Origin of the sequence: Pseudoxanthomonas sp. GM95 (genome assembly GCF_900109775.1) — a bacterium.
In the GTDB taxonomy this organism is placed as follows: domain Bacteria; phylum Pseudomonadota; class Gammaproteobacteria; order Xanthomonadales; family Xanthomonadaceae; genus Pseudoxanthomonas_A.
In genome coordinates this window covers 272,446-288,102 of record NZ_FOAX01000003.1, presented here as the reverse complement: position 1 = coordinate 288,102, position 15,657 = coordinate 272,446, and the positions used below count along the sequence as shown (strand labels likewise).

Genomic DNA, 15,657 nt, shown 5'->3' with positions numbered 1-15,657 from the left:
CGGTGACGCGATTGTCACCGCGCGGCGCAGGCCTTTCATTGCACCTGAACACCGCCGTCGATAGCGTGACCGTCTCATGTCTGTACACCGTCCTTTCCGCCGCCTGCTGATCGTGCCGACCTTGACGTCCGCACTGGTGCTGGCGGCCTGCAGCAGCGCGCCGCCGCCCAAACCGTTTCCGCCCGCGCCGCCACCGCCTGTGGCCACGCCGATGGCACGCGAGGCGCAGGCGATCATGTCCTCGGCTTCAGCCAGTCTGGTGAGCGGCAAGTTGACGCTGACCCCGATCGCCGGTGGCGTGCGCATCGCCGGCACCATCGGCGGCTTGCCGGCGTCAGGGCGCTTCGGCTTCCACGTGCACGAGACCGGTGACTGCAGCGCGGTCGATGCCAGCAGCGCGGGCGGGCATTTCAATCCGACCCACCAGCTGCATGGCAGCGCCAAGATCGGCGCGCATCACGCCGGCGACATGGACAACATCGTGGCCGACGTCGAAGGCGTGGCCCACATCGAGACCCAGTTGGGTGGCGTGCTGCTGGGCGGTGGCGGAGCGACGGACATCGTCGGCCGCGCGCTGGTCGTGCATGCCGATCCCGATGACTACGCCACCCAGCCAGCCGGCAAGTCCGGTCCGCGGGTGGCCTGCGGCGTGATCAAGGTGATCCGCTGACCGCATGCCGCCGCGCATGCATTTTCGACCACCGCGATAAGGAGAGACCCATGCGATTGACCCAGACCCTGCTGTGCGCCGCCACCGTGCTGGCGCTGGCCGCCTGCAGCAAGCCCGAACCCACCGCCGCGCCCGAGGCCGTGACCCCGGAAGCCTCCGCACCGGCCGCGGCCGCACCTGAAGCCAGCGCCCCGGCCGCCGATGCGGCGGCGATGTCGATGGCCAAGGTCACGCTGAAGGCAACCGAAGGCAACACCGTCGCCGGCGAGCTGAGCTTCATGCCGATGGAGGGCGGCGTGCACGTCACCGGCACCATCACCGGCCTGACCCCGGGCGAGCATGGCCTGCACATCCACGAGAAGGGCGATTGCAGCGCGCCGGACGGCGCCAGCGCTGGCGGCCACTTCAATCCCGATGGCGTCGACCACGGCCAGGTCACCGCTGAGGTGCATCACGCCGGCGACAGCAACAACATCACCGCCGATGCCCAGGGCAGCGCCAGCGTCAACCAGATGCTGTCGGCCAACGTGGACATCGGCAAGGGCGACAAGTACGACATCGTCGGCAAGGGCGTGATCGTTCATGCCAAGGCCGATGACTACAAGACCCAGCCGACGGGCGATGCCGGCGGCCGCCTGGCCTGCGGCGTGATCGAGGCTGCGCCGGCGATGTAAGGCGCTGCAGATGCGGCCGTGCGTTGATCGTGCGGTTGCCCTGCAGAAACGAACAAGGCGCCCATCGGGCGCCTTGTTCGTTTGCAGCCTTCAGCAGTGCACGCGGCTCAGCCGTTCAAGTGCGCGCACAGATCGCCATCGTCGGGGCAATGCGCATAGGTCACCGGGATGCCATGCGCTTCGAGCACCGCGGCGAGCTGGCGCTGGCGCATCAGGTAGTGCTCGTAGCCGCGCGCCAGGCGCTCGGGATCGTCGGTCGGCGGCGTGTTGCGCTTCTGCCAGGCGGCCGTGTCCAACAGCGCCATGCGCACTTCGCCATCGGCGTAGCGCAGCAGCGGCTCGGGCGGCGCGTCCAGCCACTGGGTATCTTCCGGCGCCAGCAGCGCGGTCTCGATCAGCGGCCACAGGCTGTCCAGGTTCTGGTGCTGGTACTGCAGCGCCATCATCGCGGCCAGGTCGTGCAGCGTCATGAAGCGCACGTGCTCGACCTTCGCGCCCAACCCATCCTGTAGCTGCAAGGCGGTGTCGGCACCGGCCATGCCGCGTTCGATCAGCACCTCTTCCAACGCTTCGCCCACCGCATCCACATCAGCCGGCGTGCCGCTCAGCAGGAACGGCAGCACCCGCAGCGCACCGCCGACCAGGTCTGGATCGGCCTGGAAAGGCAGCGGCACCGCGCCATCGGCTGAGGCGCCGAAGGCGATCACGCGCGGCCCCTGGTCGCGGCCCGGCGCGCGCTGGCGCAGTTCGTCCAGGCGCCGGTGCAGCGGCCAGCCCGGGCGCAGCGCCTCGGCCGGGTCGAAGTGCGCCGCAGCCAGGGTCAGCTCCAGCGTGGTGACCTGCGGCACCAGACCGATCAGGTCACGGGCGATCTTCTCGGCCAGGGTGCCGGCGGCGTCCTGCGACAGGGCGGCGACACGCGGCGGGGCGCCGCCGGCCAGTTCCAGCGCCACCAGGCCCATGACCTGTGCGGTTTCGTTTGCTTGCGTCATGCGAATGCTTTGGCTTGCCTGCGCGCCACCACACGGCGCGTGAGTGTGGTCATTCTAACGAGCCCTGCCGCGCCCGCTGTGACAGGGTCCGGAGGCATGGCATTCACGTCACGTCGCGCAAGGTCAAGACCCGCGATGGCCGGCGCTGGGTCGCACCGCTACACTGCGCCATACGCCCCCGCATGCGCGGGCCATCCTCTTCGAACACGGCTGTCCACCGAGGTCCTTCCATGTCAGCACCCCGTCCCGTCGCGATCCTTGGCGGCGTCCGCATTCCATTCTGCCGCCAGAACACGGCCTATTCGGACGTCGGCAACCTGGGCATGTCGGTCCGCACCTTAGGCGCGCTGGTCGAACGCTTCGGCCTGCACGGCCAGACGCTGGGCGAGGTGGCGATGGGCGCAGTGATCAAGCACGCCAGCGACTGGAATCTCGGCCGCGAGGCTGCGCTGTCCTCGGGCCTGTCGGCGCTGACGCCGGGCATCACCATGCAGCGCGCCTGCGGCACCAGCCTGGACACCATCGCCTACATCGGCAACAAGATCGCGCTGGGCCAGATTGAGTCGGGCATCGGCGGCGGTTCGGATTCGACCTCCGATGTGCCGATCGTCTACGGCAAGAAGCTGCGCGCGCGCCTGCTGGCCGCCAACCGCGCCAAGACGCCCAAGGACAAGGCGCGTGCGCTGCTGAGCGGCTTCAAGTTCTCCGAGCTCAAGCCCGAGTTCCCCGGCGTCGGTGAGCCGCGCACCGGCAAGTCGATGGGCGAGCACTGCGAGGACATGGCCAAGGAGTGGAACATCTCGCGCGACTCGCAGGACGAGTGGGCGGTGTCTTCGCACCGGAAGCTGGCCGCGGCTTACGAGCGCGGGTTCTTCGATGATCTGATCGCGCCGTTCCGTGGCGTGAGTCGCGACAACATCCTGCGCCCGGATACCTCGCTGGAAAAACTCGCGACGCTCAAGCCCGCGTTCGACAAGACCAGCGGCCGCGGCACGCTGACCGCCGCCAATTCCACCCCGCTCACCGACGGCGCCGCCGCGGTGTTGCTGGCTAGCGACGAATGGGCCGCTTCGCACGGCCACACGCCGCTGGCGTACCTGAAAGACGTGCAGAGCGCGGCGGTGGATTTCGTCCACGGCGAAGGCCTGCTGATGGCGCCGACCGTGGCCGTGCCGCAGATGCTGGCGCGCCATGGCCTGACCCTGCAGGACTTCGACATCTACGAGATCCACGAAGCCTTCGCCGCGCAGGTGCTGTGCACGCTACGCGCGTGGGAGAGCGAGGACTACTGCTCCCATCGCCTCGGCCTGCCCGGCCCGATGGGCCGCATCGATCCGGCCAAGATCAACCCGAACGGCTCCTCGCTGGCGGCGGGCCATCCGTTCGCCGCGACCGGTGCGCGCGTGATCGGCACCGTCGCCAAGGAACTGGCCCAGCGCGGCGGTGGCCGCGCACTGGTCTCGATCTGCACCGCCGGCGGCATGGGCGTGGTCGCCATCGTCGAACGCTGATCGCCTGACCTGCGGCGGCTTTTACGGCCGCTGACCGGATCTCGGCAACGTCAAATCGCGCCTGCGGCAGGGCCGGCGCATCATGCGCAGGCCCTCCCCACCGGCGGCGAAGGCGCGCGTCATGCGCGCGTTTTGGCCTGCATTGCCTTGAACGATTCCCCTGCTTCCCTGTCGCCGGCCGCCGTGGCCGCGGCGCCGACGCCTGTCACGCGCCGCGTGCTGGGCATCGTGGTGTTCAACTTCATCGGCTACTTCTGCGTCGGCCTGCCGCTGGCCGTGGTGCCGGGCTTCGTCCACTCCACGCTGGGCTACGGCACGGTGCTGGCCGGGCTGGCAGTGAGCCTGCAGTACGCCGCCACGCTGCTCAGCCGCACCGTCGCCGGACGCCTGTGCGACCAGCGCGGGCCGAAGGTGTCGGTGCTGTGGGGCTTCGCGGCCTGCGCGCTGGCCGGCGCGTTCACCGTCGCCGCGGTGGCGATGAGCGCCACACCGGCGCTTAGCCTGGCGCTCCTGTTCTGCGGGCGCCTGCTGCTGGGCTGCGGCGAAAGCCTGGTCACCACTGCCACGATCATGTGGGGCATCGGCGCGGTCGGCGCCGCGCATACCGGCCGGGTGATTTCCTGGAACGGCGTGACCACCTACGGCGCGCTTGCGGTGTCCGCGCCGATCGGCGTGTGGCTGGGCGAACGCCATGGCCTGGGCGCGCTCGGTGCAGTGACGGTGTTGCTGGCATTGGTCGCGCTGGCCGGCGTTGCGCTGCGTCGCGGCGTGCTGCCGGTGCCCGGCGAACGCATTCCCGCGCGCCAGGTGCTGCGGCGGATGCTGCCGTTCGGTTTGTGCCTGGGGCTGGGCTCGGTCGGCTTCGGCGCGATTACCGCGTTCATCGCGCTGTATTACGCCGACCGCGGCTGGTCGCACGCGGCGCTGGCGATGACGCTGCTGGGCGCAACCTTCGTGCTGACCCGATTGGTGTTTCCCAATGCCATCCATCGCCACGGCGGCTATCGCGTGGCGATGGTCTCGCTGGGCGTGGAAGCGCTCGGCCTGCTGTGCCTGTGGTTGGCGCCGACGCCGCTGCTGGCCGCGTTGGGCGCCGGCATCACCGGTGCGGGCTTCGCGCTGGTGTTCCCGTCGCTGGGCATGGAAGCGGTGCGACGGGTGACCGAAAGCAATCGCGGCACCGCGCTGGGCATCTACTCGCTGTTCCTCGACCTGGCCCTGGCCATCACCGGCCCGTTGGCCGGCGCGATGGCCGTGGCCTGGAACTACGGCGCGATCTATCTGCTCGCGGCCATCGCCGCGCTGACTGCCGCGGGCACCAGCCTGCTGCTGGCGCGCCGCGCGGCCTTGCGTTAACCCCGCCGCGGCGCGCGGCGCGTTTGCAGCCACACCTTCAGCGGAGATGTGGCGATGAAACCAGCGTGGATGCGCACTGCAATGACCGTGGCGATCGGCGTGGCGCTGATCGGCTGTTCCCAGGCCGCGCAGCAACACGCGTCAGCGGATGCGCCGATGGCCGAGGCGATGTCTGCAGCGCCCGCGCCGCCAGCGATGCCGGTCGCGTCGATGATGCGCGCCCAAGGCGCGGCGCTCTCCGCCTCCTCCGCCTCAGACGCGGTCGAGCCGTCCAAGCCCGCCGTCGCAATCAACGACCAGTTGGTCTCGTCTGCCGCGACCTACACCGATGGCCAGCGTCGTTTCGTCCGCACCGCGCATGCGCGCTTTCGCGTGCGCGATACCTATGCGGCGGCGCTGGCGATCGAGGACCTGGTCGCGCAGCAGCGCGGCTTCGTGGTGGACAACCAGATCAACGCGCAGGTGCTGGACTCCCAGACACGCTCGATCGGCCACGCGCGTCTGCTGGAAGTGGCCGAGTACACCGTCAACGGCACGTTGACCGTGCGTGTGCCCAGCGAGCACACCCAGCCCTTGCTGCGTGCGCTGGCCACGCAGGTCGAGTTCCTCGATGCGCGTGGTTTCGAAGCCAATGACGTGCAGTTCGACCTGCTGGGCCAGGCGCTGGCGCAGCAGCGCGACGAACAGGCGCAGCAGGAGCTGGGCGCGGCCACCGCGCGCAATGGACGTGCCGACCACATCGCGGAGGTCATCGAAGCGCGGCGCCAGTCACGTGCGCGCCGCGATGAATCCCTGATCGAACAGCGCCGCACCCAAGACCGCATCGCTTTCAGCACCCTGACCCTGTCGCTCTACCAGCCGTCGATGCTCCGGCGGACCGAGTTGCCCGATGTGCAGGCGGTGCTGCGCGACAACGCGCCGTCGTTCGGCTGGCGCTTGGGTCAAGCGCTGAGAAGCGGCTGGATCGGCCTGCAGGCGCTTGCGTTGCGGATCGTCGAAGCCTGGCCGCTGTGGAGCGTGCTGATCGCGTTGGCGCTGGGCGGCCGCGTGCTGTTGCGTCGCTGGCGTCGTCGCCGCACCTGATCAGTCGGGCAGGCGCGGCAAGCCGTGTGCGTCGCGGGTTTCGCGCACGGCATGGTCGTGGATCTGTTGGCGCAGATCGCGACCGGGCAGCACGGCCGCGGTTTCGCCCCGGCCACTGGACAGCGCATTTGCATAGCTGCGGCGGGCGAGCAGCTCGTCGCCGTCGGCGGCGTAGCCGTGGCCGAGTTCTTCCCAAGCATCGGCGCCGGCGCCCTGGGCGAGCGCGCGATGCAGGAAGTCCTGCGCCTGCGGCCACTGACCCTGCTGGCGCGCGAGCTGGGCCAACGTGAGCAGCAGCGCCGGACTGTCGGGATGGGCGTGCAGCCAGCGCTGGGCACTGGCGCGACGCGAATCGAGCTTGCCCACCGGCAGGCGGCCGTAGAGGGCGATCAGGGTTTCGTCCCAGCGGCTGTCCAGCGCGTGTTCCAGGCTGTGGGTGGCCGCATCGTCCCAACGCAGCGCGGCCGCGCGCTGAGCGTAGGCGCCCACGACGGCGCCTTCGGTGCGCAGCGGCTTGGGCAGGACTTCCCAGCGTTCGGCCAGTACGTTGGCATCGCTGGCCTGCTGCAGGGACTGCGCGGCCAGGCGTGCTTCCAGCCTGGTGTGGGCATCGTTGGACAAGGCTTTCTGCTGGCGTAGCGGGCCGAGCAGGCCCCAGGCATCGCCGGCGCGGCCGACCTGGGCCAACGCGTCGGCGCGCAGCGCCAAGCCGCGCGGCGGCAGCGGCTGCGCGGCCGGTGCATCGAGCGCGACCAGCGCCTGCGCGGGCAGGCCGCGCGCCAGCGCGTCTTCGGCCAGCAGCAGCGCGTGCGCGGTGGCGTTGCGTTCGGCCAGCGCCTGCAGGTGGCGTTCGACCGCCGGCGCATCATCGCGCGCCTGCGCGGCGCGCACGGCGGCAGTGCGGGCGATGACGCCCACTTCTTCGTCCTGCGCGGCACGCTCCAGCTGTTTTTCCGCGCGCTGGTAGTGGCCGTGCTGCAGTGATTCCAGGCCGTCGATCAACTGCGCGCGGGCGCGCTTGCGGCGATGCCGGCCCCAGGCGCGGAACGGCAGGGCGAGCAGGGTCCACACGATCCACAGCACCAGCGCGGCGGCGATGAGCGCCAGGATCGCGCCGGGCACGGTGGCGTTGACGTCGTAACCGCCGACGCGGACGAAGACCTCGCCCCAATCGCGCACGTCTTCGCGCGCCAGCCACTGGGCGCCGACCACGCCAATGGCCACCAGCACCAGCAGGATCAACACCAGGCGCAGGGTCTTCATGGCGTGCCTCCCGGCGGGGTCGAGGGCGCGGGCGGAAGCGCGGGTGCGGACGCGGGCTTCCCGCGCACGGCCTGCAAGGCGCGCAGGCTGCTGCCCAGTTCCGGCAGGTCCGGCTGCAGCGGCATTGCAGCAATCTGGGTGAACTGTTTCTCCAGCGCGCTGGCCTGCGGCGAGGTTGGCCACAAGCGCGGCAACCACTGTGCGGCACGCGTCACCGCGCCTTGATAGGCCACACGGTCGTTGCGCTCCAGCGCGCCACGGGCAAGGGTCAGTTCCAGCTGCAGGGCATTCTCGAATGCCGCGCGCTGCGCCGGTGCGACCGCCACGCGCGTACCGCTGGGGCGCACGTCGATCAGCGGCGAGAGGATCCGCTGCCAGCTCGGGCGTGTGCTGTCGTCGGTGGTGGCTTTCTGGGGCAGCTGGGCCAGCGCGGCCGCGGCCTTGGCGAGCGCCGCGGCGGCTTGCGCATGCGGACCGTCGCCGACCTGGGCGACCGCGCTGCGTTCCTGTTCCAGCGCCTGCTTGACGTTGAGCAGGCGCGGATCGTCCAGCCCGTGCAGCGTGTCGGCGGCCAGCGCATAGGCGCGCTGCGCACCGGGCACGTCGCCGGCGATGCTCAGGCGCTGGGTGGCCAGGTGCAGTTCCAGTTCGGCCTCGTCCAGGCGCAGCGCGGCCGCGCCCTGGCGGGTGGAGTCGGCGAGCTTGGCCACGCTGTCTTCCAGCAGCGCGCCGCGCTGGCTCAGGCCCAGCACTTCGTCGCGCAGCACGCGGTTGGTGGCGGCCGCATCCTGGATGCGTTCGAGCTGCGCATGCTGGTCGCGACGCAGCGCGTCCAAGCGTTGTTCGAACGCGCCCAGCTGCTGCTGCGCGGCGTCCTGCTGAGTTGTCGTCCATGCCTGCCACTGCGACCAGCCGTACCAGCCCGCTGCGCCCACGGCGGCGACCAGCACCAGGCCCACGACCAGCGGCATGACGCTGCGGCGCGGATGGTCGGACGGATCGCGGTCGGCGGTGACGTCATTCAAGGGCGGGAACTCCAGACAGGAACAGGCGAGGGCAGGCAACAACGCGCCGCATGCTAACGGATGCGATGTGAGAACCAGGCGTGCGCGGCGGCCATCAGCTGCGCAGGACGCGGGCCTTGTGCAGGCACGATGGCGGCGAAACCAGCCTCACGCGCGACCGCTTCCAGGCGTGGGCTGGCGGCGATGGCTGTCGCGCCCAGCAGGCGCTGTTTCAGGGGATCGGGCAGTCGCTGCAGCACCTGCTGCAAGGCGCCGCCGCTAGATAGCGCCAGGCAGGTCGGCGCGGTGCACGTGGCCAGTTGTGCAAGTGCCGCAGCTGGCAGTGCGCAGGGCTTGCGGTCGTAGATTTCCGCCAGCCGCAGTTGTGCACCGCGTGCCTGCAGGCTGGGCGCCAGCACGCCACGGCCGTCGGGTGCGGTGACCAGTCCGACGCTGCGATCCTGCAGTGATGACAAGGCGGTCAGCGCGAGCAGGCCTTCGCTGTCCATGCGTGTCGGTGCGATGGCCTGTGTGATTCCCGCGCGCTGCAGTGCCAGGCGCGTGCCGGCGCCTGTTGCGATCCACGCTTGTCCATCACGTGCATTCAGCGGCTGCAACTGCGCTGCGAAACGCACTGCGGCCGGGCTGGTGAACAGCACCACGTCCGCGTCCAGCGCGGCCTGCAACGCGGCGATCGCGATGTCATCGCCACGCGGCACCAAGGCCCAAGGCGAGAGTTCGATCAGCCCCGCGCCCACGCGCGCGGCGGCGCGGCGCAGGGCCGCGTGCTCGCCCTGCGGTCGCAGGGAGATGACGTACCATGCGCGCGCTTCGTCCGGACCCATGACCACCAAGAGTACGCGATGGACCTTGATGCCTTGCTTGTCCCGCTGCGCGCCACCTGCGCGGCCATGCCGCCGCTGGCGGCGATGCAACTCTCGCTGCAGCGTTTCGACGGCGAGCGTTTGCATGTCGGCGCGCCGCTGTCGGCCAACGTCAATGACAAAGGCACGGCCTTCGGCGGCAGCCTGAGCGGACTGATGACCATCGCCGGCTGGGGCCTGGCGACGCTGAAGTTGCAGCAGGCCGGCTTCGATGCCGAGGTGTACGTGGCCGACAGCACCGTGCGCTATCGCGCGCCGCTGCTGCACGACCTGCAGGCCGAAGCCTGGCTGGATCCGGACACGCGCTGGGACGAGTTCATCGAAACCTTCCGACGTCGCGGCAAGGCACGCGCGCAGGTGCTGGCGCAGGTGCTGCTGCCTGAAGGCGGCGTGGCCGCCGAGCTGTCCGGGCGCTACGTCGCGCTGGCCAAAGGGTAGGATGCGCAGCACACGCAAGGGGACGAGCACCGTGGCACGACTTTTCTGGATGACGCTGGCGGTCCTGCTGCTGGTGACCAGCGCCCTGCCGGCGCAGGCGATCGGCAATCGTGCCAAGCAGCGCAAGCTCACCGACACCCAGACCCTGTTCACCAAGGCGATGCGCTGGGGCGAGTTCGACCAGGCCTGGGGCGTGGTCGACCCAAAGGTGCGCGAATCGCGCGCACTGAGCGCGCTGGAACTCTCGCGCTACGAGCAGGTGGAAATCACCGGCTATTCCGAGATCGGCAGCATGAGCGAGCCTGATGACGTGGTGGTGCGGGTGATCGAAATGCGTGTGGTCAACCGTAACACCATGGCCGAGCGCATCCTGCGGGTGCGCGAGCGCTGGCATTGGGACGACGCGGCCGAGCAATGGTGGCTGCAGGACGGCCTGCCCGACCTCTGGCAGGGTCAGTAACCGCCCGTCACCGCACCCGGCACGTCGCAGGCGGCGCGCTGTGCGACAATCGCCGGCCTTTTCACGCCTCTTGACCCTTCTTCTGCCGTGAACTTCGAACAAATCAAGGCGTTCGCCGCCGACAACGCGATGCTGTCGATGGCCCTGGTGGGCCTGACGATCGCGATCATCGTGACCGAAATCATGCGCCTGTTCCGCGGCTACGCCGGCCTGCGCCCGGCCCAGCTGACTGCGCTGGTCAACTCCGAGAATGCGCTGGTGCTGGACCTGTCGGCCAGTGGCGAGTTCGAGAAGGGCCACATCCCGGGCAGCAAGAACCTGGCCGGCAAGTTCGATCCCAAGCACAAGCTGCTGGCCGGCGCGGGCGAACGCCCGGTCGTGCTGGTCTGCCGCAGCGGCCAGACCGCGCCTGGCGCGGCCGCCCAGCTGAAAAAGGCCGGCTTTGCCAAGGTCTACGTGCTCGATGGCGGCGTCGCCGCCTGGCAGGCAGCCGACCTGCCACTGGTCAAGGGCCGCGCCTGAGTTCTGAACACGCCTGACGGCGCGTGCGGCCCTTGAACCGGGCCGGAGGCGTCGCCACCCCATGCGATAATCCCGGGTTTTCCGCCCATCACTGTCACGCATTTTTTGGAGTACACGATGTCCGACGAGACCACCAACGGCGCCACCGACGCAGTCAACCAGGCCACCGGCCCGAACTTCACCGTCGAGAAGATCTACGTCAAGGACGTGTCTTTCGAAGTGCCCAGCGCCCCGGCGATCTATTCCGAGAACATCGCGCCCGAGCTCAACCTCAACCTCAACCAGCGCGTGCAGCGCCTGGCCGAGAATGCCTTTGAAGTGGTCCTGGGCGTGACCCTGACCTGCAAGGCCGGCGACAAGACCGCCTATGTGGCCGAAGTGCAGCAGGCTGGCGTGTTCGGCCTGGCCGGTTTCGACCCGCAGACCATCGACGCGCTGCTGGGCACCCAGTGCCCGAGCATCCTGTTCCCGTACGTGCGCCAGCTGCTGAGCGACCTGATCCAGGCCGGCGGCTTCCCGCCGTTCTTCCTGCAGCCGATCAACTTTGACGGCCTGTACGCCGAGACGCTGCGCCAGCGCGCACAGCAGGGTCAGCAGGGCATCATCGAGAACGATCCGCCGGTCGGCAACGTCTAATCCTTGATGTCGTCTGTGCTAAACCTCCTTCCCCTGTACCAATGACAGGGGAAGAGATGAAAGTGTTGAAAGTCGCGGTGCTCGGTGCCGGTTCCTGGGGAACCGCACTGGCCGCCCTGATCGCCCGGCACGGCCACCAGGCCGTGCTGTGGGGGCGCGATGCGACGGTGGCCCACGCCATCGACACCGCGCATGAGAATCCGCGCTACCTGCCCGGCATTCCGCTTCCCGCGAACCTGCGCGCCACCACCGACCTGGCCACGGCCATGGCCGATGCCGACCAGGTGCTGGTCGTGGTGCCCTCGCACGCCTTCACCGAAACCCTGCACCTGCTGGCGCCGCTGTTGCCGGCCGGCGTGGGCGTGAGCTGGGCGACCAAGGGCTTCGAGCCAGGGTCGAGCCGGTTCCTGCATGAGGTGGCCGAGGACGTGCTGGGCACCGAGGTGCCGCTGGCCGTGGTCACCGGGCCGTCGTTCGCCAAGGAAGTCGCGCAGGGCCTGCCCACCGCGCTGACCATCCATGGCGCCGATGAGGCGTTCTGCCAGCAGGTCGCCGACGTGCTGCACGGCCCGGCGTTCCGCGCCTACACCGGCAACGACATGGTGGGCGCCGAGCTGGGCGGCGCGATGAAGAACGTGCTGGCCGTGGCCACCGGCGTGGCCGACGGCATGGGTCTGGGCCTCAATGCCCGCGCCGGCCTGATCACCCGCGGCCTCAACGAGATGCTCCGCCTGGCTGCGGCCATCGGCGCGCGCCCGGAAACCCTGATGGGCTTGGCCGGCCTGGGCGACCTGGTGCTGACCTGCACCGGCGACCTGTCGCGCAATCGCCGCCTCGGCCTGGCGCTGGGACGCGGCCAGTCGATCGAGGAAGCGGTCCGAGAGATCGGCCAGGTGGTCGAATCGGTGCAGACCGCCGATGAAGTGATGCGCCAGGCGCGCAAGCACGGCATCGACCTGTCGATCACCGAAGCGGTCGGCGATGTCCTGCATGGCGACATCACCCCGCGCGATGCGCTGGAGCGCCTGCTGGCCCGCGAGCAGAAACCGGAATACCCGGAAACGCTGTTCAAGGACGTTGCGGTCTGACCAATCCAGCGAGCGGTCCTGAAAGCTGACTGGCCTGAAAGAAAAACCCGCGCTACGGCGCGGGTTTTCTTTTTTCCGAGTCAGCGATATGACCAAGCAGTCAGCCACGCCCGCGCCGATATTTTCTCCCGGCCTGCGGATTAAATCGTGATCACGCTACCCGAGAAAATCTGTCGATAATCTCGGTTTAACGTTTATTGAGGTCGATTTTCTCAACCGACCATCGCCCGCAACAGTTGATATGCCGCCGAGCGCCTGCGCGGGGACAGCTTGCGCATGAGCTGAAGGACGTTGGATTCCACCTCGTCCTTGGCGAAATTATCGACCTGCGGCGGCGCGCTCACACGTTCCAGCGACATCGAGGCATCGGCATTGACCGCGCCACGCCCGGTCGCCAGCCACTCGAAGAACACATGGGTCGCCACGGCCACCTGCGCCAGATGCTCGACGCTGGGGTGGGTGCCGCCCGTGCGTTCCCACTGCGCGACGGCGCTGCGCTGGACACCGACGGTTTCAGCCAACTGCGTCTGCGACAGGTTTCTCAATCTGCGGGCCTGTCTGATCCGGTCTGCCATGACGTGCATTTGTAGATTCCTCCGGTTTATGTCCGACCTGACACTGCGTGTACGGCGTGTCGCATTTTACTAACACGCTGGAGATTTCAAGTGGTTCCCGTGCTCAGAACGCATTGCTGTTAGCGAAGCTAACCCCTAATTGCTGCAGTGCGATTTGGCCAAATGTCAAAAACGCATTATCAACGTAATCCAAGCGGCGCCGAGTAAATCGACGCCGGTAAAGCGGGATAAATCGATCCGTGAACCGTATCGCAAAGGATTGTGAATGTGGCGCATATTTTCTGAAGTCGCCACATGCAAATGCAGGAGGAGTTCGCACGGTCGATTGATTGAAGCGTCACAACGGCGGCAAAGGACAGGGGGCAGCCGGTGAAAGCCAGATCCACGATAGCGGAACTGCGGGCAGCCGTCCGATCTGCGGGCATGGTGCTGCTGCTGTGCGTTTCGCTGTTTGGCTATTCGGCCTCGGCGCAGACCGGCTGCACGGCCGGTGCCTGCATGTCGGCCGGTCCGCGCCTGGTCAGCGTCAACAGCAGCCAAGGGCCGCTGTTGAACCTGTTATTTCAAACGTTGTTGCCCGGCACATCGGTCAACGTCAGTGCGCTGGACTGGAATGCGCTGGCGCAATCTGACGTCAATCTCAATGCGCTGATCACCCAACTCGGCACCAATCTGGGCGTCAGCGACACCGGCCAGATCCTCAACACGCAGGTCACCCTGGCGCAGCTGCGCGCGGCGATGGTGCAGGTGGCCCAAGCCGATGGCGACACCGCGCAGGTCAACGCGCTCAACGCGCTGGCGCCTGCGATCGATGGGTTGACCGGCCGCGTGCGCCTGGGCGACCTGGTGCAGGTCAACCTGCCGCAGGGCTCGCTGGCCGACGTCAAACTGGACACGCTGGACCTGGTCACCGGTGCGGTGCAGCTCTACAACTTCTCCAACGTGGTCACCACGCCGCAGCCGGTGACGGTCAATACCGCGGCGCTCGGCCTGACCGGGCTGGCCTCGCTACAGGTTTGGGCGCAAGTGGTGGAGCCGCCGACCTATGTTTGCGGCGCAAGCGGTGCGTCGTTCCATACCGGCGCGATCCGCTTGAAGCTCAACGCCGAGGCGGTGAACAACTTCAACCTGGCGCCGCTGATCGCCGCGATCAACGCGCTGGGCGTGACCAACACGACGCTGACCGCCAGCGTCCTCAAAGTACAGGCCTACGCCGACATCGCGCGTGCCGAAGGCACGCTCACCGCCGTCGATGGTGTGGCCAACGCGGTGAGTTTCACCGGTCGTCCGGGTCTGGTGAACCTCTACATCGGCACGATCCCGGATGCGACGTTCTTCAATCGCAATCAGGTCATCACCAATGCGCTGGTCACCCCGACCACGTTGACCTCGCTCAACCTGCAGTTCCAGTTGAATCTCCTGGGGATTGGTCTGGTCACCGCACAGGTGCCGCTGGCGGTGAACGTCCGGGCGGCTGCGACGGGTTCCCCGGGGCTGCAATCCTTCACCGTGACAGGACCCTTCCCGCAAACGCGCACCGCCAGCTCAGGCACGGTCAGCGCAGGCACCCTGATTACGGACCTGCTTGCGAACCTGACCCTGGCCGTGCAGGCCGGAACCATCAGCGCCAGCGTGCTCGGCGTGCCGATCGTCGTGCCCAGCGCGGTCGTGACCTTGGTTAACAGCGTCGTCAGCACGACGACCACGTTGCTAGGCCAGCAGGTCGGGCCGCTGCTGACGCCCATCCTCAACACGCTGCTTGGTGGGCTGGTCGACAACGTGCTGAGCCTGCTCGGCATCAAGATCGGCCAGGCGGTATTCACGGTCGAAGGCATCGCACGCGCCTGCGCCGCGGTGCTGAGCCTGCAGAAGGTGCTGGCGCCCACCACCGATGCCGGCCGCTTCAACCTGAGCATCAGCACCGGTGGCAGCGTGGTGTCGTCGGTCAACAACGTCGGCAATGGCGGTACGACCACGCCGTTCGTCAGTACGCCGGGCAGCAGCTACTCGCTGGCTGAAGTCGCGTCCAGCGGCACGACGCTGGCGCGCTACACCAGCACCTGGGTGTGCACGGATCAGGACAACAACCAGGTCGCCACCGGTACCGGCAACCAGTTCGATTACACCGCGCCAGCGCTGGCCAACAAGCAGACCACGGTGATCTGCCGCATCACCAACAGCGCGCGCCTGGCCAACCTGAGTGTGACCAAGAGCGATGCGGCCACGACCTACACGCCGGGAGGCAGCAGCAACTACACCATCACCGTGAGCAATGCCGGCCCGGCCGGCATCACGGCGGCGACAGTCAACGACACGTTGCCCAATGGCGCCACGCTGTCCGCGCCTTGGACCTGCGCGACCACCGGCGGCGGCACCTGTGCCGCCTCGGGGGGAAGTGCGGGCACTTCGACCATCGCCGTCAGCGTCGACCTGCCCAGCGGCGCGCAGGCCGTCATCAACGTCCCGGTCAGCTTCAGCGCTGACCCGGCGGCTTACTGACG

General features: G+C 68.4%; 16 protein-coding genes. 11 read left to right on the top strand and 5 right to left on the bottom strand.

Translation table 11 applies throughout. The features are described from left to right. Positions 1-76 precede the first annotated feature (76 nt). The gene (locus tag BMZ17_RS16115; protein ID WP_093140790.1) at positions 77-670 is read left to right on the top strand and encodes a superoxide dismutase family protein; all 594 of its coding nucleotides are present in this window, start codon (positions 77-79) and stop codon (positions 668-670) included. A gap of 50 nt (positions 671-720) precedes the next feature. Further along, entirely contained in the window at positions 721-1,344 is a 624-nt protein-coding gene (locus BMZ17_RS16110; protein ID WP_093140785.1) for a superoxide dismutase family protein, read from the top strand. Positions 1,345-1,451: 107 nt separating this feature from the next. Here the strand turns inward: BMZ17_RS16110 and BMZ17_RS16105 are convergent, their stop codons facing one another. Beyond that, complete coding sequence (locus BMZ17_RS16105; RefSeq protein WP_093140780.1) at positions 1,452-2,336, bottom strand: hypothetical protein; 885 nt, start codon at positions 2,334-2,336, stop codon at positions 1,452-1,454. A gap of 230 nt (positions 2,337-2,566) precedes the next feature. Between BMZ17_RS16105 and BMZ17_RS16100 the strand changes: the two genes are divergently transcribed. From BMZ17_RS16100 to BMZ17_RS16090, 3 genes are all read left to right on the top strand, one after another. Further along, complete coding sequence (locus BMZ17_RS16100; RefSeq protein ID WP_093140776.1) at positions 2,567-3,847, top strand: acetyl-CoA C-acetyltransferase; 1,281 nt, start codon at positions 2,567-2,569, stop codon at positions 3,845-3,847. Between the two features lie 147 nt (positions 3,848-3,994). Next, on the top strand, positions 3,995-5,203 hold the full coding sequence (locus tag BMZ17_RS16095) for an MFS transporter (protein ID WP_093140771.1): 1,209 nt from the start codon (positions 3,995-3,997) through the stop codon (positions 5,201-5,203). A 69-nt stretch (positions 5,204-5,272) separates the two neighbouring features. Then, positions 5,273-6,286: a DUF4349 domain-containing protein gene (locus BMZ17_RS16090; protein ID WP_175485640.1), complete on the top strand. Its 1,014-nt coding sequence runs from the start codon at positions 5,273-5,275 to the stop codon at positions 6,284-6,286. Here BMZ17_RS16090 and BMZ17_RS16085 read toward each other — a convergent pair whose 3' ends face one another. The 3 genes from BMZ17_RS16085 to BMZ17_RS16075 all read right to left on the bottom strand — a co-directional run bounded on the left by BMZ17_RS16085 (position 6,287) and on the right by BMZ17_RS16075 (position 9,398). Beyond that, on the bottom strand, positions 6,287-7,549 hold the full coding sequence (locus BMZ17_RS16085; RefSeq protein WP_093140762.1) for a heme biosynthesis HemY N-terminal domain-containing protein: 1,263 nt from the start codon (positions 7,547-7,549) through the stop codon (positions 6,287-6,289). It lies immediately after the preceding gene. After that, the gene (locus BMZ17_RS16080; protein ID WP_175485663.1) at positions 7,546-8,520 is read right to left on the bottom strand and encodes a uroporphyrinogen-III C-methyltransferase; all 975 of its coding nucleotides are present in this window, start codon (positions 8,518-8,520) and stop codon (positions 7,546-7,548) included. The genes BMZ17_RS16085 and BMZ17_RS16080 overlap by 4 nt, the downstream gene beginning before the upstream one ends. A 107-nt stretch (positions 8,521-8,627) precedes the next feature. Beyond that, a complete protein-coding gene (locus BMZ17_RS16075) occupies positions 8,628-9,398 on the bottom strand; it encodes a uroporphyrinogen-III synthase (protein ID WP_093140754.1) in 771 nt (256 codons plus the stop codon). Between the two features lie 18 nt (positions 9,399-9,416). Here BMZ17_RS16075 and BMZ17_RS16070 point away from each other — a divergent pair, with 18 nt between their 5' ends. The 5 genes from BMZ17_RS16070 (at position 9,417) to BMZ17_RS16050 (ending at position 12,581) form a co-directional block, all read left to right on the top strand. Continuing rightward, positions 9,417-9,875, top strand: coding sequence for a YiiD C-terminal domain-containing protein (locus tag BMZ17_RS16070; protein WP_093140750.1), 459 nt, complete (start codon positions 9,417-9,419; stop codon positions 9,873-9,875). 31 nt (positions 9,876-9,906) lie between these two features. Then, positions 9,907-10,335 (top strand): hypothetical protein, encoded by a 429-nt coding sequence (locus tag BMZ17_RS16065; protein ID WP_254775389.1) that lies wholly within the window; start codon positions 9,907-9,909, stop codon positions 10,333-10,335. Positions 10,336-10,422: 87 nt separating this feature from the next. Beyond that, positions 10,423-10,857: a rhodanese-like domain-containing protein gene (locus BMZ17_RS16060; RefSeq protein WP_093140740.1), complete on the top strand. Its 435-nt coding sequence runs from the start codon at positions 10,423-10,425 to the stop codon at positions 10,855-10,857. A 117-nt stretch (positions 10,858-10,974) separates the two neighbouring features. Then, positions 10,975-11,493, top strand: coding sequence for a protein-export chaperone SecB (secB, locus tag BMZ17_RS16055; protein WP_093140736.1), 519 nt, complete (start codon positions 10,975-10,977; stop codon positions 11,491-11,493). 56 nt (positions 11,494-11,549) lie between these two features. After that, positions 11,550-12,581 (top strand): NAD(P)H-dependent glycerol-3-phosphate dehydrogenase, encoded by a 1,032-nt coding sequence (locus BMZ17_RS16050; RefSeq protein ID WP_093140733.1) that lies wholly within the window; start codon positions 11,550-11,552, stop codon positions 12,579-12,581. A 212-nt stretch (positions 12,582-12,793) separates the two neighbouring features. On the opposite strand, the gene BMZ17_RS16045 is transcribed toward BMZ17_RS16050, so the two are convergent. Continuing rightward, a complete protein-coding gene (locus BMZ17_RS16045; RefSeq protein WP_093140728.1) occupies positions 12,794-13,165 on the bottom strand; it encodes a helix-turn-helix transcriptional regulator in 372 nt (123 codons plus the stop codon). 414 nt (positions 13,166-13,579) lie between these two features. Here BMZ17_RS16045 and BMZ17_RS16040 point away from each other — a divergent pair, with 414 nt between their 5' ends. Then, positions 13,580-15,655: a DUF11 domain-containing protein gene (locus BMZ17_RS16040; RefSeq protein WP_093140724.1), complete on the top strand. Its 2,076-nt coding sequence runs from the start codon at positions 13,580-13,582 to the stop codon at positions 15,653-15,655. Positions 15,656-15,657: the final 2 nt, after the last annotated feature.